29 protein-coding genes are annotated in these 25,340 nt (G+C 73.2%); 25 read left to right on the forward strand and 4 right to left on the reverse strand.

Going from position 1 to position 25,340, the window contains the following annotated elements; all coding sequences use genetic code 11:
- The first annotated feature begins 25 nt into the window (after positions 1-25).
- A complete protein-coding gene (locus ACGFSC_RS41625) occupies positions 26-220 on the forward strand; it encodes a hypothetical protein (protein WP_359908596.1) in 195 nt (64 codons plus the stop codon).
- A 7-nt stretch (positions 221-227) separates the two neighbouring features.
- Here the strand turns inward: ACGFSC_RS41625 and ACGFSC_RS41630 are convergent, their stop codons facing one another.
- On the reverse strand, positions 228-443 hold the full coding sequence (locus tag ACGFSC_RS41630) for a hypothetical protein (RefSeq protein WP_359908721.1): 216 nt from the start codon (positions 441-443) through the stop codon (positions 228-230).
- A 124-nt stretch (positions 444-567) separates the two neighbouring features.
- Between ACGFSC_RS41630 and ACGFSC_RS41635 the strand changes: the two genes are divergently transcribed.
- From ACGFSC_RS41635 to ACGFSC_RS41705, 15 genes are all read left to right on the forward strand, one after another.
- Positions 568-1,047, forward strand: a complete 480-nt coding sequence (locus ACGFSC_RS41635) for a hypothetical protein (RefSeq protein ID WP_359908718.1) — start codon at positions 568-570, stop codon at positions 1,045-1,047.
- A gap of 148 nt (positions 1,048-1,195) precedes the next feature.
- Entirely contained in the window at positions 1,196-1,831 is a 636-nt protein-coding gene (locus ACGFSC_RS41640; protein ID WP_359913098.1) for a hypothetical protein, read from the forward strand.
- Positions 1,832-1,962: 131 nt separating this feature from the next.
- Positions 1,963-2,859, forward strand: a complete 897-nt coding sequence (locus tag ACGFSC_RS41645; protein ID WP_359913100.1) for a hypothetical protein — start codon at positions 1,963-1,965, stop codon at positions 2,857-2,859.
- A gap of 44 nt (positions 2,860-2,903) precedes the next feature.
- Positions 2,904-3,299, forward strand: a complete 396-nt coding sequence (locus ACGFSC_RS41650; protein ID WP_359913102.1) for an RRQRL motif-containing zinc-binding protein — start codon at positions 2,904-2,906, stop codon at positions 3,297-3,299.
- A 23-nt stretch (positions 3,300-3,322) separates the two neighbouring features.
- Positions 3,323-4,501, forward strand: a complete 1,179-nt coding sequence (dnaN, locus tag ACGFSC_RS41655; protein WP_359913105.1) for a DNA polymerase III subunit beta — start codon at positions 3,323-3,325, stop codon at positions 4,499-4,501.
- An 89-nt stretch (positions 4,502-4,590) separates the two neighbouring features.
- Entirely contained in the window at positions 4,591-5,379 is a 789-nt protein-coding gene (locus tag ACGFSC_RS41660; RefSeq protein WP_359913108.1) for a hypothetical protein, read from the forward strand.
- Between the two features lie 91 nt (positions 5,380-5,470).
- Positions 5,471-5,719, forward strand: a complete 249-nt coding sequence (locus ACGFSC_RS41665; RefSeq protein WP_359913109.1) for a hypothetical protein — start codon at positions 5,471-5,473, stop codon at positions 5,717-5,719.
- 111 nt (positions 5,720-5,830) lie between these two features.
- Positions 5,831-6,280 carry a Pycsar system effector family protein gene (locus ACGFSC_RS41670; protein WP_359913112.1) on the forward strand — a complete coding sequence of 150 codons (450 nt, stop codon included), beginning with the start codon at positions 5,831-5,833 and terminating at the stop codon, positions 6,278-6,280.
- Positions 6,281-6,313: 33 nt separating this feature from the next.
- Complete coding sequence (locus tag ACGFSC_RS41675; protein WP_359913115.1) at positions 6,314-6,859, forward strand: AAA family ATPase; 546 nt, start codon at positions 6,314-6,316, stop codon at positions 6,857-6,859.
- An 83-nt stretch (positions 6,860-6,942) separates the two neighbouring features.
- The gene (locus tag ACGFSC_RS41680; protein ID WP_359913118.1) at positions 6,943-7,290 is read left to right on the forward strand and encodes a hypothetical protein; all 348 of its coding nucleotides are present in this window, start codon (positions 6,943-6,945) and stop codon (positions 7,288-7,290) included.
- Positions 7,291-7,519: 229 nt separating this feature from the next.
- The gene (locus ACGFSC_RS41685) at positions 7,520-8,260 is read left to right on the forward strand and encodes a hypothetical protein (protein WP_359913121.1); all 741 of its coding nucleotides are present in this window, start codon (positions 7,520-7,522) and stop codon (positions 8,258-8,260) included.
- 136 nt (positions 8,261-8,396) lie between these two features.
- Positions 8,397-8,942 (forward strand): hypothetical protein, encoded by a 546-nt coding sequence (locus ACGFSC_RS41690; protein ID WP_359913123.1) that lies wholly within the window; start codon positions 8,397-8,399, stop codon positions 8,940-8,942.
- A gap of 27 nt (positions 8,943-8,969) precedes the next feature.
- Entirely contained in the window at positions 8,970-9,410 is a 441-nt protein-coding gene (locus ACGFSC_RS41695) for a hypothetical protein (RefSeq protein ID WP_359913126.1), read from the forward strand.
- A gap of 217 nt (positions 9,411-9,627) precedes the next feature.
- Positions 9,628-10,401: a ParA family protein gene (locus ACGFSC_RS41700; RefSeq protein ID WP_359913129.1), complete on the forward strand. Its 774-nt coding sequence runs from the start codon at positions 9,628-9,630 to the stop codon at positions 10,399-10,401.
- Positions 10,398-11,324: a hypothetical protein gene (locus tag ACGFSC_RS41705; protein WP_359913132.1), complete on the forward strand. Its 927-nt coding sequence runs from the start codon at positions 10,398-10,400 to the stop codon at positions 11,322-11,324. The genes ACGFSC_RS41700 and ACGFSC_RS41705 overlap by 4 nt, the downstream gene beginning before the upstream one ends.
- A gap of 223 nt (positions 11,325-11,547) precedes the next feature.
- On the opposite strand, the gene ACGFSC_RS41710 is transcribed toward ACGFSC_RS41705, so the two are convergent.
- On the reverse strand, positions 11,548-11,763 hold the full coding sequence (locus ACGFSC_RS41710; RefSeq protein WP_359913135.1) for a hypothetical protein: 216 nt from the start codon (positions 11,761-11,763) through the stop codon (positions 11,548-11,550).
- Positions 11,764-11,780: 17 nt separating this feature from the next.
- Positions 11,781-12,701: a hypothetical protein gene (locus ACGFSC_RS41715; protein WP_359913138.1), complete on the reverse strand. Its 921-nt coding sequence runs from the start codon at positions 12,699-12,701 to the stop codon at positions 11,781-11,783.
- A gap of 377 nt (positions 12,702-13,078) precedes the next feature.
- Here ACGFSC_RS41715 and ACGFSC_RS41720 point away from each other — a divergent pair, with 377 nt between their 5' ends.
- The 7 genes from ACGFSC_RS41720 (at position 13,079) to ACGFSC_RS41750 (ending at position 18,517) form a co-directional block, all read left to right on the forward strand.
- The gene (locus ACGFSC_RS41720; RefSeq protein WP_359913141.1) at positions 13,079-13,717 is read left to right on the forward strand and encodes a hypothetical protein; all 639 of its coding nucleotides are present in this window, start codon (positions 13,079-13,081) and stop codon (positions 13,715-13,717) included.
- Positions 13,714-14,445, forward strand: coding sequence for a hypothetical protein (locus ACGFSC_RS41725; protein WP_359913144.1), 732 nt, complete (start codon positions 13,714-13,716; stop codon positions 14,443-14,445). The genes ACGFSC_RS41720 and ACGFSC_RS41725 overlap by 4 nt, the downstream gene beginning before the upstream one ends.
- A gap of 293 nt (positions 14,446-14,738) precedes the next feature.
- Complete coding sequence (locus ACGFSC_RS41730) at positions 14,739-15,668, forward strand: hypothetical protein (RefSeq protein WP_359913147.1); 930 nt, start codon at positions 14,739-14,741, stop codon at positions 15,666-15,668.
- Positions 15,665-15,889, forward strand: coding sequence for a hypothetical protein (locus ACGFSC_RS41735; RefSeq protein ID WP_359913150.1), 225 nt, complete (start codon positions 15,665-15,667; stop codon positions 15,887-15,889). Before ACGFSC_RS41730 ends, ACGFSC_RS41735 begins: the two co-directional genes overlap by 4 nt.
- A 575-nt stretch (positions 15,890-16,464) precedes the next feature.
- The gene (locus ACGFSC_RS41740; RefSeq protein ID WP_359913152.1) at positions 16,465-17,112 is read left to right on the forward strand and encodes a hypothetical protein; all 648 of its coding nucleotides are present in this window, start codon (positions 16,465-16,467) and stop codon (positions 17,110-17,112) included.
- Positions 17,109-17,984: a hypothetical protein gene (locus ACGFSC_RS41745; RefSeq protein ID WP_359913154.1), complete on the forward strand. Its 876-nt coding sequence runs from the start codon at positions 17,109-17,111 to the stop codon at positions 17,982-17,984. The genes ACGFSC_RS41740 and ACGFSC_RS41745 overlap by 4 nt, the downstream gene beginning before the upstream one ends.
- A gap of 263 nt (positions 17,985-18,247) precedes the next feature.
- A complete protein-coding gene (locus tag ACGFSC_RS41750; protein WP_359913157.1) occupies positions 18,248-18,517 on the forward strand; it encodes a hypothetical protein in 270 nt (89 codons plus the stop codon).
- 489 nt (positions 18,518-19,006) lie between these two features.
- Here ACGFSC_RS41750 and ACGFSC_RS41755 read toward each other — a convergent pair whose 3' ends face one another.
- Positions 19,007-19,531, reverse strand: coding sequence for a hypothetical protein (locus ACGFSC_RS41755; RefSeq protein ID WP_359913160.1), 525 nt, complete (start codon positions 19,529-19,531; stop codon positions 19,007-19,009).
- Between the two features lie 212 nt (positions 19,532-19,743).
- Between ACGFSC_RS41755 and ACGFSC_RS41760 the strand changes: the two genes are divergently transcribed.
- Complete coding sequence (locus ACGFSC_RS41760; RefSeq protein ID WP_359913163.1) at positions 19,744-21,339, forward strand: hypothetical protein; 1,596 nt, start codon at positions 19,744-19,746, stop codon at positions 21,337-21,339.
- A gap of 210 nt (positions 21,340-21,549) precedes the next feature.
- Positions 21,550-21,822 carry a hypothetical protein gene (locus ACGFSC_RS41765; protein WP_359913165.1) on the forward strand — a complete coding sequence of 91 codons (273 nt, stop codon included), beginning with the start codon at positions 21,550-21,552 and terminating at the stop codon, positions 21,820-21,822.
- Positions 21,823-25,340 lie beyond the last annotated feature (3,518 nt).

Consider the following 25,340-nt stretch of genomic DNA (forward strand, 5'->3'; position numbering starts at 1 on the left):
CCGTATCCCCGAAGGAGAACCCCTCGTGATCGTGTCCGTCTCCGGCGTCGTCCTGGCCGGCATCGCCTCGTTCCTCATGGTCCGTTCCCGCCGCTCCACCGTCGGCGCCGCGATCGTGGCGGCGGTCTTCGGCTTCCTGCTCGCCTCCACCGGCCTGGCCACCTCGATCCAGTCCGCCCTCGACGGCACCGCCCAGGTCACCGGCTCCGTGAAGCCCTGAGCACCGGTCAGTCCGGGATCCACAGTGTGCCGTCCTCCAGCACCCACGCCGCGTAGATCCGACCGTCGATGATCACGCCCTCGACGACCGCGTAGACGTCGTCCTCGGAGTCGATCCACAGCACGCCGTCGTCGTCCGTCCACGCCGGCCAGATCGTGCCGTCGTCCCCGACCACCGCCTCGAACTCCACCGTCTCCGGCTCGTCCCGGAACAACCAGCCCACCGCACCCTCCCTCGATCCGCACCAGCCTGACGCACCACCAGGCCCCACCGGGGCCGATTCCCACCACAACGCGCCCGCACCCACTTCCGGGGTGCGGGCGCACCTCTCCGAAAGGAAGCCCCCCATGACCAACCGCCTCATCATCGGCCGCACCGGCTCCGGCAAGACCCACCGCCTCCAGGAGCTCATCGACGCCCACGCCGCCGACCCGACCACCACCGTCTGGGCCATCACCCCCACCCCCGAGCTGGCCGGCGCCGACCGGCACACCGACCCCGACGGCGCCGAGCAGCTGCTCACCGAACTGCTCGCCGAGGTCGACAGGCGCCACGCCCGCGGCCACGAGCACACCCCCACCCAGGCCGAGCCGCACATCCGCCTGATCGTCGACCGGGTCGAACTCGTCCACGAGCAGCTGGGCGACGCCAAGTTCGGCCACCTGCTCCACCGCCTGGCCGTCACCGGCCGCAAGGCCGCCGTCGACACCGTCCTCACCGCCTCCACCACCCACCTGGACGCCTGGCCCGACGGCGTGCGCCAGCACTTCGACCAGCCCGAACGCACCGAGATCCTCCCCGACCGCCGCCAGACCGACGAGGACTGACCGGCAACCCTGAACGCCCGTCTCCCGGCCTCTCCGAGGGCCGCCGGACCCGCCCACCACCCCGGTGGGCGGGTCCGGCGGCCCCAGAAGGCGCCCGGCGCCGCGCCGCTTCCCAGCCCGCCCCCACACCCCCCCCGAAGGAGCCCCGGTGACCACCCCCGCCAACACCCCGCACACCGCCACCCCGGAGACGATCGACCCGCAGATCACCCTCCTCGCCACCGGCTACAGCCCGGCCGTCCTCGACGGCCAGATCCTCGCCGTCCCGCTGCGCCCCGGCACCACCGACGACACATACGTGCCCGCCATCATCGACGGCCAGGTCGCCGCCGTCCCGGTGTACGACCCGCTCGCCGCCCCCGCCCGGCCCGCAGCCCTGGCACCGGCCGCCCCTGTCACTGCGGCGCAGCCCGCCGCCGACCCGGGCCTGCCGCTGGCGCTGCGCCAGGGCGTCCTCTACGGCTGCGCCGGCCTGCTCGCCGTCGGCGGCGTCACGTGGATGGTCGGCGCCGGAGTCGGCGAGGTCGCCCCGTACGCCGACCAGATCGGCACGATCCTCATGTGGGCGGCCGCCACCGTCGCCACCGTGGTGATCGGCGTCGCCGCGCTGCTCGGCAAGCTCCGCTCCGTCGCCGGAGCGGCGTCCGGCCTGTCCGCGACGACCGGCAGTGACGGTGCCACCGCGACCGGCCCCGTCCTCGCGATGTTCCACCGGCACACCGAGGTCACCATCGGCCGCCAGTCCGCCGGGTGGAAGGGCACGGTCAACAACAACGTTCGCTGACCGGCCGACCGGTCTCGCCCCCGGCCCGCCTCCGCCCACCCAGCCGCACACTGCGGCCGGGTGGGCGCGGCGCTTCCGGGGACGGGGCCGGCCGACCGGCCGACCTTCGACACCCCCTCAGGGAGCACCCGATGACCACCACCACCGGCACCGGCCTGTTCGGCCCGGCCCCCGACCCGGCTCCGGTCGGAGACGAGTCGATCGAATGGGCGCTCTGGTCGACCGGCACCGGTGAACAGCGGCCGATGCCCGACCACATCACCGCGCTGATCACCGCTGCCCAGCACACCGCCCGCACCGCCCAGACCACCACCGACCACCCGGCCGGGCACGCGGTGGTCCTCCACCGCGGCCGCGTCTGGAGCGCGGACGCCTACGCCGCCTCCGGCACGGTCCAGCCGTCGCTGTCCTGGTCGGCCCGCTGCTCCGTGTGCGGGGCCGAGTTCGACGAGGAGTACGGCTACCACCGCACGGTCGACGCGGCGGTCGAGCAGGCCGTCGACGGCGGCTGGAGCGAGCCGGGCGGCGGCTGGCTGGTGTGCGACGAGGACGACCGGGCCCACCACGCCGCCCGCACCGGCCTGTCCGGCACCGCCCCGATCGTGCGGATCCAGGAACAGGAGACGCTGCCGGGCATCCCGGCCGACGAGCCGGTGCACGAGTGGTTCGGCCTCTCCTACGCCGCCTACCTCGTGCTGCCGCGCACCCTGCTGCAGTCGATGCCCGCCGCGTGGCAGCAGCGCCTGGTCGCCTGCCTGCGCGACCTCGACACCGCCTTCGCCCACGTGCCGCAGGCCGAGGCGTACGACGTGACCCCCGGCACCGCGCACGAGGTCGGCGACCTGACCGAGGCCCAGCTGCGCGCGGCCAGCATCCACACCGAGACCGGCGACGACCCGGACGGTGAGGCCCGCTACCGCGACAGCGAGGGCCGGGAGCTGGAGCGGCACGACACCGTTCTGCTGCCCGGGCCGGACCCGGTGCCGCACTACAACCGCGGCCGCACCCGCCTGACCCCGAGCAGCTGAACAACCCGCCACCCCCGCCCGCCCGCAAAGAAGGAGAAGCCGCCGTGCGCGTACCCGATCTCGACCCGACCGGAGAACACCACGGCGGCCTCCCGACCTGGCCCTGGCGCTACGCCGACCCCGGCCTGCACACCCGCCGCCAGCTGCGCGCGATGGGCCTGCGCCCCGGCGGCCAGGAGCCCGCCGCGCAGGTCGTCTGCCGCCGCGGCCGCCGGATCGCCTACCTCTACCGGCTCGCCGCCGCGAAGCCGGTGCGGCCGATGACGCCGGGCCGGGCCACCGCCCTCGACCGGGCCATGGCCAAGCGGCAGACCTGCCCGCTCTGCCAGGTCCGCTACGACGCCTGCCTGCCGCTCAAGACCCTCGGCTGCTGCGTGCCGTGCTCGGAGCTGACCGACGCCGAGCGGGACCTGCTCGCCGCCCTCACCACCGCCGCCTGACGTCCCGAAGGGGAAACACCACGATGAAACTGCGCCTGTCCGTCCAGCAGTTCGCCGCCGCTGTCGCCCACACCGTGCGCGCCGTCTCCACCCGCCCGGTCGTCCCGGTGATGGCCGGCATCCTCCTGCACACCGACGCCCGAGGCCTGCACCTGGCCGCGAGCGACTACGAGGTCTACGCGACCGACACCTGCCACGCCGAGATCGCCGACGACGGCCGCATCCTCGTGCCCGGCCGGCTCCTGAACGACATCTGCGCCCGCCTGCCGAAGGGAGCCGACGTCGACCTGGACGCCGACGACACCCGGCTGACCCTCAGCTGCCGCCGCTCGCGGTTCGAGCTGCCGCTGCTGCCGGCCGACGAGTACCCGTCGCTGCCCGCTCTGCCGCCCGCCGTCGCCACCGTGCACGGCGAGAGCTGGGCCGAGGCCGTCGCCCAGGTCGCCTTCGCCGCCTCCACCGAGGAGGCCCTCGCGGCGCTGACCGGCGTCCACGTCACCCTGGACGGCGACGAGCTGACGATGACGGCCACCAACCGCTACCGGATCAGCCACCGCCGCACCGCCGTCCAGCCCGCGGCCGCCTCCGTCCCGGAGGCCAAGAGCAGCCGGAAGAAGACCGGCGGCGCCGGGTCCGGGCCGCTGCAGGTGCTGATCCCGGCGAAGACGTTCGGCGACCTCGCCCGCGCCTACGACACCGACCGGCCCCTCACCCTCCACAGCGACGGCGAACTGTGGGGCTGGTCCTCCACCGGCTCGTCGTTCATGACCCGCCTCATCTCCGCCGAGTTCCCCAAGCTCGGCGCGATGATCCCCAAGGCCGTCGGCACCATCAGCGCCCCGGCCACCGAGCTGACCGCCGCCGTCCAGCGCGTCGCCCTGGTCGCCCGGGAGAACGCCCCCGTACGGCTCACCCTCGACCGGGGCCTGCTGCGCATCGAGGCCGGCGTCGGCGACGACGCCCACGGCCGCGACCTCATCGAGGTCACCGTCACCGGCGACCTGCCCGACGACTACACCATCTGTTTCAACCCCACCTACCTCGGCGACGGCATCAAGGCCTGCGGCTCCTCCGAGGTGGTCCTGCACGTCGGCGACAAGCACAAGCCCGCCGTCCTGACCGCCCGCACCGGCGACGACGACCAGGACATCGCCGACCTGCCCTACCGCTACGTCGTCATGCCGGTCCGCCTGCCCGCCTGAACCACCGCCGGGCCGCCGCCGCACCCCGGCGGCGGCCCGAGCCGCACTCCCGACCTGCTGCGCGCCACCACAGCCCAGGAGCCGCCTCCGTGCCCCAGCACCGCACCCCCGACCGGCCCGACCACGACGACGAGGACGACCAGGACGACGACCTGGTCTTCCCCGCACTCGGCCAGCTGCCCCCGCTCAGCCCGCAGGAGGACGAGCACCCGGACGTGATCTGGCACCGCCCCCAGCCGCACCGCCGGCCGCGCCTGCCCGGCCGCCACGCCGACACCCAGGTGCTCCTGGCCTGCTTCGGCGCCCTGGCCGTCCTCGTCGTCCTGGCCCTCGCCGTCGGCCCCTACGTCCTCGCCGCAGGACACTGGCTGCTCGACCCGGCCAACGTCGCCCACCCCGCCACCCAGGTCTGGCACACCGTCAACGACCCGATCCACCGCACCCTCACCGAACGCGGCGCCGGCCTGCCCGCCGGGCCCGCCACCCTCCACGGCGCCTGGGCCGCCACCGGCCTGCTCATTTTGTGGCGGGCCCTGCGCACCAAGGGGTCCGCCGGGGCGCAGCTCGGCGCGCTGGCGTGGGGTGCGGTGACCGCGGCGATGGTCTGGGACGGCACCCCGGGTGCCGGGCGGTCGGTCGCGGTGGGCCTGGTCGTGGTGCTGTGGGGCGCGCTGGCGGCCCTGGCCCTCACCGGGTCGTGGATCACCGCCCACACGACCGTCATCAACGAGGCGCCCAAGGCGCCGACCGTCACGGTGGCCGCGCCCGAACCGGTGCCGGTCACCGTCGAGGTGACCGTGCCCGAGCCGCGCATCGAGACGGTCCTGGTCGTCGACCGGGACGGGCGCCGCACCAGCCGCCCCGACGACCAGCACTGACCCTCCCCCGGGGCGACGGTCCCACCCGGCCGCCGCCCCGGCCCCAACCACCCTCCGTACCCGCCGAGCACGACCGACCGAAGGAGCCCCCTTGTCCTGGGCGATATCCCGAGAAGCACAGCTCGCCGCCGCCTACGAGAAGTTGCACACCCTGTCCGCGACCATCGCCGGCCTCGACCCGGGCAGCCCGTCCCGCATCGGCCTCCAGGCCAAGGCCGACGCCACCTGGGCAGAGATCCAGCGGCTGGAGAGTTCCCGCAGCATCTCCCCGCAGATGCTGCTGATCGTCGTCGGTATCACCGCGCTCGTCCTCTGGAACCTGCTGGCCTCCGGGCGCTGACGCTGCCCACCACCGCCCCCGCCGCCCCCGCCACCCAGGCCGGGACGGCGGGCCCGGTGGTGCGCGGCGCGGCCACCCGGCCGACACCCACCAGGGAGGGGAACACCCGAGATGGACACCACCACCACGGCCGACCAGGCCCTCGACCGCGAACTCGCCGCAGTCGTCAACGAGATCGGCCGAACCGATTCGAAGGCCAGCCTGCTGCTCGCCCTGGACGGCGTACTCGTCGCCGCCGTCGCCTCACTCGGCAAGGCCTCCGGCTACGCGCTCGCCCTGGTCGCCATCGGCGCCGTCGCGATGGTCGCGGCCGCCGTCCTCGCCGTCCTCGTCGTCAAGCCGCGCCTGGACCCCACCAAGTCCAACGGCTTCTCCCGCTGGGCCGCCTGCGACCCGGACCACCTGCTCCAGGCCCTCGCCGACGACGTCCGCCCCCGCCGCCTTCACGAGCTGTCCCTGCTGTGCGAACGCAAGATGCGCCTGCTGATCCGGGCGGCCCAGCTCAGTGTCGTCGCCGTCCTCACCATCTCCGCCGCAGCCGTCCTGTCCGCCGCGGCCTGACCACCCACCACCCCGCACCGGAAGGAACAACGCATGGCCGACTGGCGAAACCGAATGACCCCCGACGACCACACGATGATCGCCGCCCGCGCGCCGATCGCACCGGGCACGCTCGTGGCCCTGATCGGACCCGCCGGCAGCGGCAAGACCCAGTTCACCCACGGCGTGCCCTCCCGCGAGGTCATCTCCCTCGACGAGCTGCGCGCCCTGGTGAACGGCGGCGACCCGGGAGACCAGTCGGCCACCGCCGAGGCCGTCCAGCTGCAGAACCTGCTGCTCGACGCCCGGCTGCGCCGATCCCGGACGCTCTACCTCGACTCGACGAACGTGGAGCCCGCAGTCAGGGCCCGGCACGTCGAGCGGGCCCGCCACCACGGGCGCCCCCTGCTGGCGATCGTCTTCACCACCCCGCTCGACGTGTGCCTGCGGCGGAACTCGCAACGGCCGGCGAACCGACGGGTTCCGGAGGACGTGCTGCGCCGGCAGCACCGGCTCGCGGTCGACGCCCTCCCCGGCCTGACCACCGAGGGCTTCGACGAGGTCCGCCTCTACCCGGCGGTGAGCCGCTCCGGGCGCTGACGCCGCAATCTCGATCCGCATCCAGCACTGACGCCCCGACACAACCGCCCGGCCGCCGAGGCCGAGAAGGAAGGACAGCCACCATGACCACCCAGATCGCCGAGCAGTACTACGCCAACCACATCCAGGACCTGCGCGACCACGGTGCCCGGCTCGTCACCAACGGACCGCGCCCCGACCACGCCCTGGTGTTCACCCTCATGGACGGCCGCCACTTCCTGCCGTTCCCCAACCAGGCCCGCACCGGCACCGTACGCGCCGCCGCCGGCCGCGCCCGCAAGCACCACACGGTCCACGAGTACGACACCACCGACCGCAGCGGCGCCAAGGAGCACGTCGTCTACATCCGCCACGCCGCGGGAACGTGGAACAACGTCCAGGACGTCGTGGAGATCTACGTGATCCCCCTGGAGACGCCCACCGAGCCGTGAGCCCGACCGCCAGCCGGTCGACCTCGCCCACGAGCGCCGCGCGGTCGCGGTCCTGACCGACGCCCCCCGCACGGCCCGCTCCGCGAGATTCACCACCACCGCACCGGGCACTGACGCTGCCCACCACCGCGCCCCGCCCGCCCGGCCACCCAGGTCCGGCAGGCGGGGCGCCGTGGTGAGCGGCGCGGCCGCCCGGCCGACACCCACCCACGCCCCCTCGGAGGCACCCGTGACCGACACCCTGCGCACCCGCCTGGCCCGCACCGCCATCGACACCGCCGACAGCCTCGCCATCGTCACCGCCGGCGCCGCCACCGGCCTCACCACCTACCGCACCCTCACCGCCCGCCCGACCGAAATCCGCATCACCCTCGCCCTCGCCGCCGGCGCCCTCGCCGCCGTCCTCACCGACCACCACGCCTACAAGGCCCTCGCCCCGCTGCGCCGTCGCCTCGGCGCCGAGCACCACGGCCCGGTCCGCGAGGCGGTCCCGACGCCGACCCGAGAGCAGCTGACCGCCGACGTCCGCGCCGACGCCGCGCGCCGGGCCGCCTCCGGCGCCGCCCGCCTCGACCACGGCCACGGCGCCCTCACCAAGGCGGAGAACTGGGCCGGCAACCCGGACGGCAGTGCGACGTGCGAGATCACCTCCACCGCGCGCCTGCTGGCCGTCCCCCGCCCGACCGACCGCGACGGCTACGCCAGCCGCACCTACCTGCTCGCCCGGGACGGCGAGCGGCCGGTGCCGATCCACACCATCGCCGACCTGACCGCGCTCCTGGACGGACCCGCCGACACGGCACAGCCCGCCGACGGCGAGCAGGAGGACGACGACCCGTGGGCCGTCCTCGGCAAGGACCTCGCCATCGCCGAACTCCACCCCACCGCGGCCGCCGACGACGACGAGGACCAGGCCGACCAGGACGACGACGACCAGCAGGCCGAGGCCCACGCCGCCGGCCTGCTGTAGCCGACCGCCCCCGACGGCGGACCGCCCCTCCCCGAGCACCAGCCCGCCACCCACCGCACCCGACATCCCGCCACCAACCCGGCCCCGGCCCGCACCCCAGCGGACCGGGGCCGACCCGTCGAAGGAGACACCACAGATGACCACCCCCACCCCGACCCCGGCCGCCCGCCGCGGCCTCTTCACCACCGACCCCACCGACCGGCTGCGCCCCGGCACCCCGGACCGGCCCTGGGAGCTCTGGCTCACCGGCCCCGACACCCTGCTGGAGATGCCCGACCTCGCCACCGCGCTGATGGCCGCCGCCGAACACAACGCCGCAGCCGCCGACCTGGACGACGGCTCCCCGCTCCAGCCCGTCAGCCACGCCGTCGTCCTCCAGCACGGCTACGCCTGGCGGCGCCGGGGTGCGGCGGGATCGGGTGCCGGCATCGCCGTCCCGTCGTTGTGCTGGACCGCCGTGTGTTCGGTGTGCGGCGACGAGGTCGAGGACGAGTTCATCCCCCACCACCCCAGCCCCGAGGACGCCGCAGACGACGCCGTCGGCAGCCGGGAGTGGGCCCAGCTTCCCGACGGCCGACTGGTCTGCGACCGCACCGACGACGCCCACGACACCGCCCGCGCCCACGCCCGCGCCGAGGACACCCCCGAGCAGCCGGACGAAAACCAGCTCCCCCTCCTGTAGACCCCGGCCCACCCGAAGGAGGACCACATGCACCGACCCGTCATCGCCCCCCGCCCCGACAGCCCCGCCAGCCAGGCCGTCGGCTTCGACCTGGACGGAACCCTCGCGATCGACCAGGGGTGGCAGGGCGGCCGCATCGGCCTCCCCCAGCCCGGCGCCATCGAGGCACTGCGCACCATCGCTCGACAGCGTGCCGTGTTCGTGTTCACCGCTCGACCGCGTCGCTGGCTGCTGGAGATCGCAGACTGGGTCACCTGGTACAGCGGGCTGGAGGCCTTCGTCGATCCCTTTGAAGGCAGGGCCTACTGGACTCCCCGCGGGCCGGTACTTGTGACCAACAACAAGCTCGGTGCGGCCTGCTACATCGACGACCGCGCGGTCCACCACGCCGGCGACTGGGACGACACCCTCGCCACCGTCAGCCACGCGATCGGCCTCGACCGCGCGGGTGTCCCCGTTCCGGCCTGATCCCCAGCACAGTAAAGGGCCCCTCTCTCCCGGCTTCGATGCCGAGGGGAGGTGGGCCCTTTTTGCGTTTCCGGGTCCCATGGAAGGCCTGATTTCGGGCCAGAAGGTGGGGTGCAAAAATTTTGCACCCCACCGGGCGGCTCGGGGACGTGGTTGTCGATCCCGGAGGGGGGCCCGGTTAGGGTCACGGACTATGGCAATCACACCGTCCGCGGCGATGACAGTAACCGCGATGATCAACCAGAAGGGCGGCGTCGGGAAGACGACCGACACCCTCAACCTGGGCGGCGCGCTCGCCGAGTACGGGCGCCGCGTCCTGCTGATCGATTTTGACCCGCAGGGCAACCTCTCCACCGCGCTCAAGGTCGAGCACCTGGACGAGGACGCGCCCAACAGCCTCCCGAAGCTGATGATCGGCGGCGGCGACATCCGCGACGCCATCATCCGGCCCCTGCCGGGCATCGACCTCATCCCGGCCTCTCTCGACATGTTCTTCCTGCCCGGCCGCCTGCGGGAGCAGAAGATGGGCGAGCTGCGCCTCAAGCGCCTCCTCGCCCAGATCGAGGGCGAGTACGACCACGTCCTCCTCGACTGCCGGCCCGCGATCGACGACGACACCGACGCCGCCCTGGCCGCCGCGACCGACGCCGTCGTCCCGGTCGACGTCGACACGTTCAGCATCCGCGCCGTCAACCTGCTCCTGGCCCAGGCCGCCAAGACGATGAACGACCTCGGCCGCAAGCCGATGGACTACCGCGGCATCGTCATCAACCGCATCGACCGCCCCTTCTCCGACTTCAACCAGTCCGTCTACGACGCCCTGTTCACCCTGCCCATCCCGGTGCGCGGCGAGGTGCCGGTGCGCTCGAAGATCGCCGAAGCGCGCGAGGTCGGCGGGCAGCCCGTGTGCATGTACGCCCCCAGGGACGAGGCCGCGAAGATCTTCCGCAACATGATCGTCTCCCTCGGATTCGTGGAGGCCGCAGCGTGAGCGGCCGGACCCGAGAGCGCAAGAAGTTCGTCATCGACACCAGCGCGGGCGCGAGCGTCGACAAGCTCGCCACCGGCATGTCGGCCGACCAGGCCGCGCTCAAGCAGGAGCTGGAGGCCAACCGGATCGGCGGACTGCCCCCCGCCGCAATCGACTTCAGCAAGCTCACCGGTACCGACGCCGAGAAGCTCAAGACGCTGGAGGACATGGTCCACACCGCCGGCGAGCGCTTGGACGGCGCGATCCACTCCGCCCAGACCCGCTACGTCATCGTGGTCGGCAGCATCCTGGGGTACATCGACGCCACCGACCTCGCCGCGTCGACCGGCCTCCCCTTCGCCCAGTACGTGTGGGACCGTTTCCGTATCCGCTACCGCCGGGCCCGGCAGCTGATCGAAGCCGCGCCGATCGTCACCGAGGTCGTGCACGCGCAAGTACTGCCCGCGCCCAACGAATCTCAGGCCCTGGCCGTCGCCGGATTCCTGCGCAGCCGCGGCCGCGACGCCGCCCTCCAGGTCGTCGGCTCGATCGAAGCGACCAGCCGGAAGGTCACCGCCGAGCGGCTCAAGGAAGCCATCGACGCCTACGAGCTCTCCCTCATCCCGGCCCAGCCCCGTCTGGAGAAGGCCCTCGCGTCCGCCGATGGCGAGCGGCCCGCGTGCGACGGCATCGCGCCGACCGGCGACACCGGGAAGGCCGACGACGAGGAAATCGTCGAAGGCGAGATCGTCATCGAACCGATGACCGCCCACGAACTGCGCCAGGCGGTCGCCAGACGCTCGATCGACCTCGCCAACGACCTCGGCCGGGGCCGGTTCACACCCGCAGAAGTCCAGCGCGTCCTCGCCGAGGCGTTCATCGACGGCAGCGACCCGGCCGTCTACAAGGCGGTACTGCGGAGGCTGCGAAGCAACGCCGGCTGACAGCAGGCGCCCCGCCACAGACCCCAGGGGCGCGGACAGCAGAGAGGGCACCCGGCCAAATGTGGTGGCCGGGCGCCCTCTTGCGTACGAAGCGGCACCCTACCGGAGCCCACCGACATCAACGAGGAGGTGCCCAGCCAACGCCGGGCACCCCCCAGCCGTCACAGCGCGCGCGTTCGCCGATTCGTGTCCGGACCCGAGTCACCGCGGTGCTGCGGGCCGGTCAGCTGTCGGTGGCGGCGATGCCGCCGGGGCCAAGCGGTCGGCGGGTTCGGGCGGCCTGCGGGAACTGCTGGGCCGGGTCCGCGAGGGGCTCAGGAAGCGGGGCGGCCCGCTCGACAGCCGTGAGCCGGGCCTCCGGGGTGGGCTGGTCGGCGAGCGGTTCGGCGGGGGTTTCGGGGGAGGGGCGCCACAGTGGGCGCCGGTCGGAAGTCGTCATGATCGCCAGTCTGGCAGTCAGCTGTGGCGCCAGGCGCGGCTGCTGCCGATGAAGTAGGCGGTGGGGTCGATCTCCTCCGCCTCGCCGGCGCCAGCGACGTTCAGGTCGCCGTGCCAGACGATGTCGGTGCCGTCCGGCAGCACCACGGGTACGGGCTGTTCGTCGTCGTCCACGCCGTGGGCGACGGCGACGCGTACGTGCGGGGCGCTCAGCAGTCCCCGGTCGGCGCTGTGCCCGTTGACGCAGATGTAGGTCGCGTCCGGGCCGTCGACCAGGACGGTCCCGCCGGGCAGGGTGCCGCACGGCGTGCAGGCGACCGGGACCGCGCCGACGGCCATGCCGCCGCTCCAGCGGTACACCCGTCCGCCGTCCATCCGGACCGTCAGCGGCCCGGCCGGGCGCGGCGCCTCGGGCAGCTGCCGCTCGGCGGTCTCGGTGGTCCCGGCCAGCAGGGCGAGCAGCGGTTCGACCTGGCGCGCCAGCGCCGAGGGCCGCGGCTCGACCATCGTGGTCGGCTCGTCGGGCATCCGGACGTGGATCAGCCGGTGCTGGACGCGCCACAGCGGACTCTCCGGCCGGTCCCGCTCCGCCCTGCGCAGGTCCCGGTAGGGGCTGTGGCCCTGCCCGCGCAGAACACGCTGGACGCGGGCCTCCAGCTGCCACGCCAGCCCCCGCTCGTCCACGGCCAGCACGGACCGCACCGCGTCCAGCGGGACGTCCCCGACCGCAACCGCGCGCTCGTCGGCCTCGACGTAGAAGAGGAGCGCGAGCGCGCCCAGGAGGTCCCGGTCGGGGGCCTGCTCCCAGCCCGGGCCGAGCAGCCGGGCCGCGCGCGCCACGGCGTCGCGCCAGGCGGCCGGTGCCGTGCTCCAGCACAGCAGGCCCATCGCGGTGGGCAGGTCCGCCAGGACGCGGCGGGCGGTGTCGGAACTGCGCATGAAGGCCTCCTCGATCCGTACCCGTCACCGTAGCGGCACCACCCGGCCCCGGTGTGCCGAAGCACGATAGGTGTCACCAGGGGCGACCGCTCACCTGCAACCTCGGTGCGGCGAGGCGCGGCAGTTGTCACCAGGTCGGCGCGCTGCTTGTCACCAGCGACGCAGAAAGCACTGCACCTGTCACCGGCCGGGGCGCCCTGCCAGTCGTCTGAGCTGCAACGGAGTCCTGCTGGCGAGCGTGTGTCCCATGCTCCGGCGATCTTGGTGACGGCAAGCCTGCCTTGGTGACAACTACCGTGCTTCGGCACACCCGGTGCCAGGAGCGGCCCGGTTCGCTGACGCTTGATCACTCGAACATGTGCTCGAATAATGGGGGTATGACCGCAGCCGTCCCGTTCTCCCACCGCCCGTACCCGACGGCGCGGCCGGGCGACGCCGTACGGGCGCCCCGGGAGCTGATGACGCTGCCCGGCCTGCACCGCGACGTACGGCGCTGGCACCTGGTCGAGGTCCGGCTCGGCGGCGGGTGGCGGCCCGCGCTGCTGAGCGTGTGGCGGCGCCCGCCCGCCGGCACCGGCTGGGTCGTCCACGTCCGCTGGGGCCCGGACGGGCCGGGCCCGGGCGCGGAGGAATGGGCCTGGCTGCTGTTCGACGAGGCGACGATCCGCCCGCTGCCCGAGCCCGCCGGCCCCGCCCCGCTGACGGACGCCGTCATGGTGCCGAAGGAGATGACCGGCACGCCCGCCGAGGACGACTCCGGCCGCTGCTGGCGCCTGGCCTGGATCCGCACGGACGGCCGCTGGCGCTCCGGGGTACTCACCGAACAGCGCCGACCCGCGCCCGACCTGCCGTGGATCGCCCACGTGCGCTGGGGCGAGGACCGCCAGGCCGGCTGGGTGGTCGCCGACCCCGCCGCGGTGCGCCCGATCACGGGCCGACCGCGGGACGCCGCCCCGGCCGCGACCGCCGCACCCGAGCCCACCGAACAGGCCCCCGCCGCCCGAGGGCATCGGTGAGCGCCCGGATCACCGCGGTGCCCGCACCGGCCGCACCGGAACGCGGAGAGCGGCTGGCGGCCATGCTGGAGGACACCAGCCCGCAGGCCCGCCGCGCCCGCGTCGAAGCCGCCACCCGGCCGGTCCTGCCCGCCCTGGAACCGCTCCTGCCGGACGGCCGCCTGCCCAAGGGCGCCGTCGTCGAGGTCCTCGACACCGCCCTGCTCCTCGCGACCGCGGCCGGCCCCGCCGCCGCGTCCGACACCCTCTGGACCGCGATCATCGGCTGGCCCGACCTCGGACTCGCCGCCGCCCGCGCCTACGGCCTCCCATGGGAGCGCACCCTGCTGGCCGACGAACCCGGCGACCACTGGGCCGAGATCGCCTCCGTCCTCGCCGACGCCTGCGACACGATCATCCTCAAGCCCATCAGCACCCCCGCACCGCGCCAGCTCGCCCGCCTCGAACAACGCCTGCGCACCACCGGCACCACCCTCCTCACCCCCCTCCCCTGGCCCGGCAGCGCCCAGCTGCGCCTGACGGTGAGCGAATCGGTCTGGAGCGGGCTCGGAGACGGCCACGGGGCCCTGGAGTCCCGGGCGGTTGCCGCCCGTTGCACGGGGCGCGGCCGAGCAGGGCGGCCGCGCGAGGCGCACCTGCTGTTGCCGGACGGGGACGGCGGGGCGAGCACGGCGCCCTCCAGTCCGGTCGGATGGCTGCCAGCGACGGCTGGCGCCACCGGCTCCTGAGGCGGGACAGGCAGGCTGTTGGGCGGTTGGCGTACGGCTGCCGGGCGGGACAACAGGATGGTGGCCGCGTGGGTCGCGCAGAAGGGGGTTGGCGGTCGCCGCGGGGCGGGGGTGCCGGACGAACCATCAGCACCCCACCGGACGTTCAGCGGGCACCCGCGGACGGGGTGACGACACCGAGCTCAATGTGTGATCCAGGTCACATAAGAATTTTCAAGATCTTTGCCGGATCCGCCCATCGCCGTCCCCAGGGGGTGGGGGAACTTCCCCGGAAGACGGAGGAACGAGGATAGATGACCACGACGTGCCAGTCCTGTGCCCTTCCGGCCGGACTTGCCGCGCTCGCCGAGCCCGCGGGCTGGACCGGCCGAGCCGTGAAGTGCGTGTGGCCCGAGACGGAAACTGCGGCCAGGGTCCGGGCTTTCGGCGAGATCGCCGCCGTGTTGCTGTTGGGCGGCCCTGGCGTGTTCTTCATCCCGGCCGGCCCTTTCGAGATCACCTGGACCTACCGGAAGGTCGAGTTCATCCTCAACGAGCCGAACCTGCTGAGGTACACCGGCTTCAGATTCGCCGCGTTCGAGGTGGAGCCGCCGACGAAGGAGATGCTCCTCGCGGCCCTCGCGGCCCGGTGGGCCGCGATCGTGGGCGACCACGCGGCCGTCGACGACTTCACCCGCAACGTGCTCGGTCACCGGAAGGCCGAGGAGTGGCGGGATGCGGTGATCAGCGGGCTGCTCGACGACTGGGTCGACCGTCTGGGCGGCTGCCTGACCGACCCGGAGCTGCTGAGGATCCTGCGCGCCTACACCGCCGCCGAGCGCCGACGATGGACGGAGCTGTGGGAGCACCGGTCCGGCGGCTTCCACCGGCGAGCACCCGACGGCACCGTCCGCGCGAGCAGGGGCAAGCGGGTGTGGCTGCTGGAGACGCCGAACCGCGACGGCGTGACGGTCCGGGACGTGTGCCCGGACAAGCCCGCCCCCGGCGCTCTCGCCCTGGACCACGACTTCACGGACCCCCGGGTCGATGCCGTGCTCCGCGGCCTGGACGCGACGGAGGCCGCCGTCGCCAACCTCTGGGCCTCCCGCAAGGCCACCTGGGCCGACGCCGCCCTCGACCTCGGCCTGCCTGCCGCTTACGGGGACCGGGTCCGCCGCAAGCTCGGCCACCTCGGCGACCGGCACACCGAGCGCGCCCTCGCCGCCGCGGCGGCGACCCGATGAGCCGCCGCCCGCCCGCACCGGAGGCAGAGCGCGGCCTGCTGCTGCGCGTGCCCGCCGCGCCGACCTGCACCGCGATGGCCGGCACCGGCTCGGTCGCCGGCGCGCTGCTGTCGGGCACGGTGCCGCCGGACTCCCCGCTGGTGTGGCCGCTGGTCGTTCTCGCTCTCGGCTCCATGGCCTACGACCTCGGCGTCAGGGCCTCGCGGCGGCGGAGCAACTGACGGAGAGGACGGGAGGGAGCCCGGCCCGGCCGCGGGCCGACGGACGGGGCCCGCCGACGGGGACGACGGCGGGCCGGGGGGTGTTGCCGGCCGGGGATGCCATGCCGCGGGGCGTGGGGCGTGGGGGATCGGGTCTGACCGCTTCCGCGCCCGTGGGTCGTCCCGGTACGCAGCGCCTGACCGGAAGTGGGGAGTGACCTCCGTCACATTTCGTGACGGAGGGTAGTTGACCGTGAGTCAACTGTCAGCAGGGGGCGCTGGGGTGCGATCGGCCGGAACGTATTTCCGAGAGGGGTGCGCCGCTCGCGTCGGTTGCTCTCCGTGTTTGCCAGTGATCTTTGAGTGAAATTAGTTCGGTCGGGGTGCGTGAACGGGAGGCGTCGGCCGCTTGACTGTCGGCAGGCCACAACGTGGCGCCGGCGAAGCAACACCTCGCCAGATTGCGACAAGCAAGGACAACTCCCTATGAACCGCACCTACATTCGACCCGCACCCGAGCGCAGAGAGGAACACCCCCCTCCGTCCACCGGGCACCGCTCCGGGCGCCCGGGCCCGGGCCGCCCGTGGGGGGCCTGATGAGCGAGGAACTGCGCGCCATAGGCCCGGAGCCCGCCCGTGACCCGGATGCCGGACAGTCGGCCACGCCCGCCGTGGACCTGCCGGTGAACCTGCCCATCGACTACGAGGCCTTCGCCCTGACCTACCGCGGCCGCTACCTGCGCGTCGCCGAGGAGATCCTCGGCGACCCGGCGGCCGCCGAGAAGGTCGTCCACCAGGTCCTCGTCCAGATCGCGACCCACTGGCCCCAGCTCCTGGCCGGCCCCGACGTCGTGGTCACCGCCTGGGGTCTGCTCTGCCACGCCCTGCGCTTCGAGGTCCGCCGCCGCGAGAGCGACCCCGACCTCCTCGCCCGTCTCGAACGCCTGCGCGTCATGCTCGCGCAGATGCGCGCCGCCCTGCCCGACTTCTACACCGTCGACGACGAGGGCCGCGTCCAGACCGGCCTCTTCGAGCAGCTCGGCAGGCTCACCCCCCGCCAGTTCGACATCGTCATCCTCCGGGCGGCGAAGAGGTCGACGTTCTTCATCGCCTGGTTCCTGGGTACGCACCCCAGCACCGTGGACCGCAACCTCAAACGCGCCCTCGCCCAGCTGGAGGAGGGGCTGCGCCCCGCGCACGTCCTGAAGTCCGCCCGCCCAACCCACAGAGGAGCACGCCGGTGAACGAGCCCATCGCCGGTCCCCCGGAAACCCACGCCCCTGGACCGTTCGCCGAGTACGAGCAGGACCTGGAGATCCTCGCCGACGACGGCGCCGGCACGCACGCCTGGCCGGTCCACTACCTCGCCGGCGGCGGCCGGGCCGACGTCGCACTCGACCTGGTCCTCGCCGAGCGCGACAGCGCCGTCCCGGCCGGCGAGACCCCGGGCGGCCCCGGCTTCGCGCAGGCCCTGCGCGCGATCGCCGCCGACGTGGCCCGCCACCGGGCCGGCCTCTACGAGGAGCCGGAGTGGTGGCGCGACTACAACGGTGCCCGCCTCGGCCTGGACTCCCTGTCCCGCGACGCGGTCTGCAGCCCCAAGGCCTCCGCCATGCTCGCCCGCTTCGCCCACGAGGAGAGCCGTGCCCACGCCGTCGTCTTCGACAGCTGGGTCGACGCGGACATCGAGATCGAGGGTGCGCGGATCTTCGGCTGCCTGCTCCACCTGGCCGGACACCCCGTCAGCGCGGCGTTCTGGTGGCGGATCGCCGCCGGTGCCGGCGACCAGCGCGCCGCTTTCGCCCTCTACCTCCAGCACCTCGGCGCGGGTGAGCTCGACGAGGCCCAGTGGTGGCTGGCCCAGGCCTGCCAGGCCGCCGACGGCCAGGGTGCCGCCCCCGGTCTGCCGCCGATGCCCGGCTACTACCGGACCCTGCCCACCGTGATGGGGCCCTGGCGCACCGCCGAGAACTCCAGGCCCGCCGCCTCGCTCGCCCGGGAGGTCGGCCGCCTGGTCGAGGACAACGACGAGGCCGGGGCCGACATCGACGGCATCGCCCGCCGCCCCGGACCCGGCCTGGCCAGCCGACTCGAAGAACTCGCCGGCCACCGGTAGGCCCGCCCGGTCCCGGGCCGCCGACCACAGCGGCCCCGGGACCCGGCCCTCAGGCGCACCCCGCCCGACCACGGATCAGCCCCCGGATCCCGCCGCCGTCCTGACGCCGGGCCCGGTGGACTCCCCCGCAGGACAAGATCTAGTGGGCAGAGTCCTCTTTGTGCCCAGTACTAGTGGTCACCCCGCATGATCAGCTTGCCGAGGCCGGGGGCGCGCCGCGTAGACTCGACCCCGGAAGCGAACACGCGATCTCCTAGGCCACCGTGAACGGACGGACCATCACATCCGTGCCCTGGCGGCCGTTCCAGGCCGCCAACCTCATGGCCACACTGGAGGTCGCCTTGGCGCATCGCCGCCGCAAGCGCCGCAAGACGGCGCGCAACACCCCCGTCATCAAGCCCGCATCCCGCAAGCCGTCCTGGCTCGCCCGCGTCATGCCCGCGCTACCCGCCCTGCCCGTCGTGGTGAAGGTCGTGGGCGCGGTCTTCCGGGCCTTCTTCGACGACAACCACATGGGGCCCGGCCCCATGTAGCAGGACCAGGCCCCAGATGACGGTCTGAGAGAAGGCCGTCCGGCTTGCCCTGCGAAAGTGGGCCGGGCGGTCTTCTCGCGTTCGCGGCCGGGCGGTGCCGACCTGGCCCCACTGTAGGACAGCCGGTCCCCCAGCGCACAGCCCCCCTGGTTGCAGGCCCGTTCGTTCCCTGCGCGGCCGCGACAGTGCCCGCGGCCGAATCCCCCGGCAGCCGATCCGTCGCGGCCGCGGTGAGTGCTCGGCCGAGCCCGCCGACCGCGGCCCGCCAGCCGGCCTGCTGCCCGAACAGGCTGCACACCGGGCCGGATCGGTGCCGAAGACGCGGGCCTCGGCGGCGGTCTCGGCGAGGGCGTCCTCGTCCAGCTCCTCGAAGGCCCCCGCTCACGGCTCGGCCCGCTGGTCGAACTCCTCCAGCACGGCGTGCAAGGCGCCTTCGACGGCGGCCGGCGACCACGGCGCCAGGCCCGGGCGCCTGGCGCCTGGTGGTGCTCACCCGGCGCAGCCGGTGGCCGTGGTGGCGGCGCGGCCGGCGGCGGTGGCGGCGTCCAGTTCGTCGGCGAGCAGGGTGAGCTCGCGCGGCAGGTCGCCAAGGACGCAGCCCGGCATGGCGGCCGCGAGCGCGCACACCGCGACCAGCGGCAGCCGCTCGCCCGGCGCGAGGCCGGGCAGGGTGCCGGTGTAGGCGGCGCCGAGCAGCACGTCCGCGGCCAGCGAGTAGCGCAGCTCTTCGGCCAGTCGGCCGTCGCCGCCCGGGATCACTTCCCGATGGCAGGCCCGCTCGATCCCAGCGGCCGCGTGCTCCAGGGCCAGGGCGTGGCGTTCGTCCTCCTGGCGGCCGACCAGCTCGCGCACCCACGCGGCCGCGGCCTCCCCGGCGTCGCGGCCTCGGTGGAGCGCGGCTAGCTCGACGGGGTCGAGCAACTGGTCGTCGGGTCCGGAGACGGGCTCGTCCCCGGCACGGTCGGCCGGAGGGAGCGGCGGCAGCGGCGGCCAGGACAGCGGAGAGGTCGTCATACCAGCGCAACCGCCCGCCGGACCGGACAGTCACGGGTATCCGCGGGTACAGCAAGGGGCGCCTTGCCGGGCCCGGCGCAGCGCCGCGCAGCCCGTCGGCTCTCGCTGTGCAGGGTCCGCTGCGCATGAGCGCCGGCTTTGCGGAGCCCTCACCGCCCTCCTGCATCGCCCCGGGGAGAAATGGCAGTGATCACGGGGCGTAGCATCCGGGCATGAGTTTCTCCCCGGGGGTAAATCAGGTGGCGGTCGAGCCGATGCTGTTCGGCGGGCCGGCCTGCGTGAAGTGCGGTACCGAGCTCCCGCCGTCCAAGGGATCGGGCAGACCGAAGAAGTACTGCTCCAAGGCGTGCTCGAAAAAGGCCGAGCGGGACCGGGAGGCCGAGAAGGTCGAGCAGCTGAAAGCCGACCTCAGGGCGGCCGAATCGCCCCGGGAGGAAACCGACCCTCTCGACGGCCCGGCCGACGACCCGGTGGCGGCCGAGCTCCTCGGCCTGGGCGAGGAGCTGGCGCGGGCCGACCGCCGGCTGCTGCTCCAGCTCGGCCGCGCCGGCCGGGACGCCGATCCGGCCCTTGCCCGCCAAGCCCTCACCGACGTCCTGCACTCCGCCCACTTCGTGACGCAGCGCCACCACGAGTTGGTGGAGCAGCTGCGCGCCGAGCACTCCGCCCTCCTCCCCGAGGCGGGACAACCCGCTACAGGACCGCGCCAATCGCCCCGGGGTGAAACCGCGACCGCTCTCGGGCCCGCCCCCGGGACGATCGGCGCGGCGTCGGCCGCCGCGGTTGTCCCGCACCCGGCCACCACGGACCCGCAGACGCCGAGCGGGCCGACGAACGGATCGCCCCGGGACGAAACGACCACGGGACAGGCCACCCTCGGCACCCCCGGCAGCAACCTCCCGACCGAGGTTGTCCCCCGGGGAGAAACCACGTCCACCCCGGAAACGACCGCCTCCGCTCCCGCTGCTCCCCGGGGAGAAAACCCGCTCACCAGCAGCACGTCCCGGCGCGCGCCTGCCCGGCCGACCCCGACCGCCACGGTCCCCCACCCCGACGACACCGAGCTGCAGCCCGACGTGGTGCTGCGCGCCACCGCCGATCCGGTGCGCCGCTTCGGCCCGCCGGACCGCACCGATGACCTCACCTACTCCTTCGGCCCGGGCTGGACGGCGACGTCCTGGTCGGCACCGGAGACCGCCGGGATCCGCCAGCTGCACCAGCACGGTGTGCGGGCCGGCTGGGCCGCACCGCTCAGCCAGGGGCCGCGGGGAGGGGGCGGCTGGATCGCGGTGCTGCTCCTGGCCGACGGCCGCGCCGAACCGATCCTCGATGACAACGGCCGGGCCTACACCTTCCGCGACCAGGGCCTGGCACTGGAGGCGGTGCGCGGCGGGCGGATCACCCCGCCGGTCACCGCCGCCCGGACCCCGGACGCCGACCGCCCGGCACCCCGGACCGAGGGGTGGATCGGCCCACGTGTGCCCGAGCCGGGGACGGTTGCGGTGCCGCGTGACCCGCTGCGGCGCGGCCTGCCCCGCAGCATGGACGTCCACATCCCCCTCGACCCGGCGACCTTCGGCTACAACTGGGTGCTCTCGGGCTGGACGGTGCAGCCCGACGTCATGGTGGTCCTCGGTGAGGGCTACCCGGTGGGCTGGGTCGAGCGCGGCCTCGACGGCAGCAGCGGCTGGGTCGCCGTGCACGAGGGCTACTTCCTCGGAGACCCGGCCACCCAGCAGGCCGCCGTCTACGACACCCCGGAATTGGCTGCCCGCATCGTCCACCACGCCCACGTCCAGGACCTCTGAGCGGCCCCGGCTGCGCCGCCCTGGCCAGAACGGCCCGCCCCCAAACCGGGGAGCGGGCCGACGGTCCGGGCACGCCGCCGCTCCCTGGCCCGCCGACCACGACCAGGACGACGACAGCCAGGACTCCGGGCTCGAACCGGCCTGGTGGTGACCCCGGCAGCGCCCGGATTCGCCCGCGCGGTGTCGGTGCCGGCTGGGAGGCTGGGCGGCATGGATGACGAGGCACTGCTGCGGGGCCGGGTCTACGGCGCCGACCACGACGACCCCGACCCCGGACCCCGGCCCGGCCATGTGTATCGCGAGCTCGTCGGCGGCCCGCTCGACGGCCTCCTCCTGGACGTCACCGGCTGGGACACCGACCAGCTCGCCGACGGCGCCGCGCTGGCCACCGAGATCGGCCGCTACGGCGCCGGCGGCCGCGCCCACTACGAACCCCGCCCCGCCGACCCGGCCCGTTGGGACTGGGCCGGGGACACCCCCTGACCAGAACCCCAGCCCGATAACCCCACGGGAAGAAACCCCTGCCGGACAGTCAGGGTCTCGCGGCACCGTGTCGCCCCCTCCGGCCCAGCAACCGCACCGGCGCCGCCTCGGGCACGTACGCGACGCACGCGCCCCGTCCCGACGGCCATGCGGCGCAGCGGGAGGTGGAGACGCCCAGGTAGGACCTCCTCTACGCGGGTCGGCTCCTCTGGTCCAGGGGCTTGTATGGATCAAGCTGTGGAAGCACAATGTTTGCCACAACTTCACTGAGAACAGGGCCTGCTGACGGTCCAGCACCTGCTCCCTGCGTTCGAACCCCCCAGACGTCCTGGGGCACCGGGCCCCGGGCAGTAAGTAAGAGGAGCCACTCGTGGTTGATCAGTCAGCGCCCGCATCGAACCCCGACCACTCTCAGTCGGGACAGCCTGCACATGGAGGCCAGGATGGACACGTGATATGGCAGTGCAAATTTTGTTCCCAAAAACAAGTCCTACAGAGCGATACCCTGGAGTTGAAATGCCTGAGTTGTCGAGCGGATCAGATTTCCGAGTCTCCGACCTCGGCGGATCTGGAACGGCGGATCACCAGGGTCGAGATAGCTATCAAAAAAGTCCGGAGGCGAGGTGTTTACATGGGGACCTTCGGGTTCGCGACCCGAATGATCCCGTTGCCTCCCTCCGTTTCTGATAAGTGGCAGGACATTGTCGACTGGCTCACCGATAATTTCTTCTAGTATCTGACAGTGAATGCGCCCCCGGCCGAGTCGGGGGCGCATTCACTGTTCCGGGGGACTCGCAGGCCTGTCCGGCGGACCACGTCCCGGTGGGTGGTTGTTCAGCACCTCTGCGGGGCCGCGCGGCGGTGCGTCCGGCCGCCGGGCGGTGATCGGCAGTGGCGCTCGCGCCGTTCCTGGCCGTCACGGTCGTCGTACAGGGCACCCTCTCCTGGGCCCCTCTTCTGCCTGGTGGTGGACGGGGTGGGGCGGTCGTCGAGGGCCCGGCGCCTGCGGCGGGCCGGGTTTGGTGGTGGCGTCCGGCGGCGCCGGCCGCGCCGGGGCCGGGGCGGCGCTGTCCGCCGGGGGCGGGCCGTGGCGGTGGTACACGCCCGGCGAAGGCCGGCTGCCCCGATCGGCCGCCAGGAGGACGAGCCCGTCGTCCTGGCCGACGTCGCCGACCGCCCCGGTGCCCGTCCCGGCCCTCCACGGCCTCTCTGTACGACGTTCCCGCCCTCCGCCCGCCGCGGCTCCGACGGGCCGTCACAGACCCCCTGGAGCGCCTCTCGCCCGGTGTTCGTGATCAGCCGGGCTGCAAGTTTCGCTTCGAATGATCATTCTTAAGAAGGTCAGTATTTGACGGGAGATCTCTTTATGGGACTTTGGCTGAATCTTTACTACTGAAGGAAGTGTTCCGGAAGCAGACTGCTGGTCGGATCCGGGCCCAGGCATGCGATCCAGGCCCGTGTGGACGAGGTCAAACTCTGACGGGAAGGTAGGCCGTGCGTTGGCTCGGCAGCCCAGGGGGTGACGACGAGCCGGATGCGACAGGCTCGATAACCGGCAACGCAGCTCATGAACCCACTACAGAGAGGTGGAACGCCGTGAGATTGAGTGGTATGCCAGTAGTCGCAGGTGTTGTTGGTGTGGTCCTGGCCCTGGGACTCTCCGCTGCCCCTGCACAGGCCGGAGAATCCTCTGCAGCGTCCTATTGTGGCTCTACCGGTGACTGGTCTTCAGACGGTGGGGCTTACGCCACTTTCACTCTGGATTGCTTCGTCGGCAGTGGTGGTGATAATACGGCAGGTGTTCTCGTAACCGGCACCCTGCACGACTACGCAAAGGACGGTCTGGGGCCCCGACTTTACGGACAGGGGCTGACCTCCTCGAGTTCTTGGGGGCCGACTCAGGAAATAGCGAGGAACAGTAACGGCTATGACGGTCCGCCAGCCTACTTCTCCTACAGCATCGGTGCTTTCGGGTTCAATGCCCGGTTCAAGGTGTGCAATGGTGGTGTCAACACCAACTGCTCTGGTTGGTTCGGGGGATAACGGACGGCCTCTCACCGAACGATAGGTGGCGTGCCGGACGGCGAGACAGAGCTCCTGTGAGGATGTCGCCAGGCGCCGAGCGGTGTCGGGTGTGTGCGGAGAACACAGCCACTCCCGACCCGAGGTACGGGCACGCTTAGCCACGTCCGACCCAGAGAGCACACGAGGGCGGCCCTGACGAATAGGGCCGCCCTCGACCCATTCCCTCCCCCCGTCGGTGCGCCTCTTGGCGCGCCGGTCCGGCCAACCCTCCAGCCCATCCTGCAACCCACCGTGCAGGTAACCTCGTCGGTCTCGTCGGCCGCTGCCCGCCCTCAGGGCGTCGTGCCGCCGTCCGGGGTGCTGCTCGCCGCCGACCTGATGCTGTCCGCCGTGCCGCCGTCCCCGTCCCACCTCGGCCTGCTCGTCGACGGCAGTCCCGCTGCGCCTGGGCGCCCTGGTTTGCCCACTGCTCGCCACCGCGTCGGTCTGGCCGTCGTCCTGCACGCCGTCGGGGGCGCCGCACCTGCGTCCAGGCCGCCCGCCGCCGTCCAGGCCTGCTCGCTGGCCGTCGTCCTGGTGCTGCTCGTCGGCCGCCGCCGGGGCGGGTCGAACCCCTGCTGCGCCGGGCCGCCGTCGTCCGGGAGCCGCTCGTTGGCCGCCGTCCGTCGTCCGGGCCGGCCCCGCCGCTCGCCGTGGTCCTGGTCCTGCTCGCCGTCCGGCCCGCCGCCAGCCCGCTGTTCGTCGTCTGCTGCGCCGGGCCGCCGTCCGGGAGCTGCTCGTCGGTCGTGCGGTCGGGCCGCGCTGGCTTGTGGTTGATGGGGTTTTTGCATGGGCGGTTGGGGTTGTACTGGAATTCTGCGTCATATCGTCAACGGCCCTGGATGGGTTTTCTGAGGGGGCATAGGGTGGATTTCCTGGGGTTACACAGGGATTCGGTGTGATGCATTGCCAGGGTGTGGGCGGGGCTGGGTGCCGGGTGTGGCGGGTTTTGGTGACGATGGCATTTTGATACGGGGCTGGCGGCTATTTTGGGGGAGTTCCGGGCCAGATTCCCGGCCGAGTGGTCTGTACCACTTGCGCCTGGGGGTGTGGTGACGGTTCGTGGTGTCGTCCAGGGAGGGGGTTGCGTGGGGTGTGGCTGTGTGTCACTATCGGACGGCGGGTCGGAAGAGCCGGCCATCGAGGGGGCGGGGAGGCGGCGTCGAAGCCGAGGCCCACCCCCTCCTCCCGGTCAGCCAGGCGCACGGAGTGCGCCAAAACCCCATTTGAACAGCAAAAATACAGCCGAAGCTCGCCAGATACCGGGCCCGAAGGGCCCCCGGCGCGGATGCGCCGGCACCCCCGTCAAGGCCCGATTGGGCGCAGAGCCGAGGCCCCGTCGACCCGACGGCGGCGGAGCCGACGTCACTCTCCGCTACTGCGCCCCGGAGGGGCGCCACAACGCTCCGTCACGCTAGTGACGGCGCGTCATGTCTGCGGAGCAGACGGCGCGC

Source organism: Kitasatospora sp. NPDC048715, from assembly GCF_043198905.1.
In the GTDB taxonomy this organism is placed as follows: Bacteria; Actinomycetota; Actinomycetes; order Streptomycetales; family Streptomycetaceae; genus Kitasatospora; species Kitasatospora lactacystinica.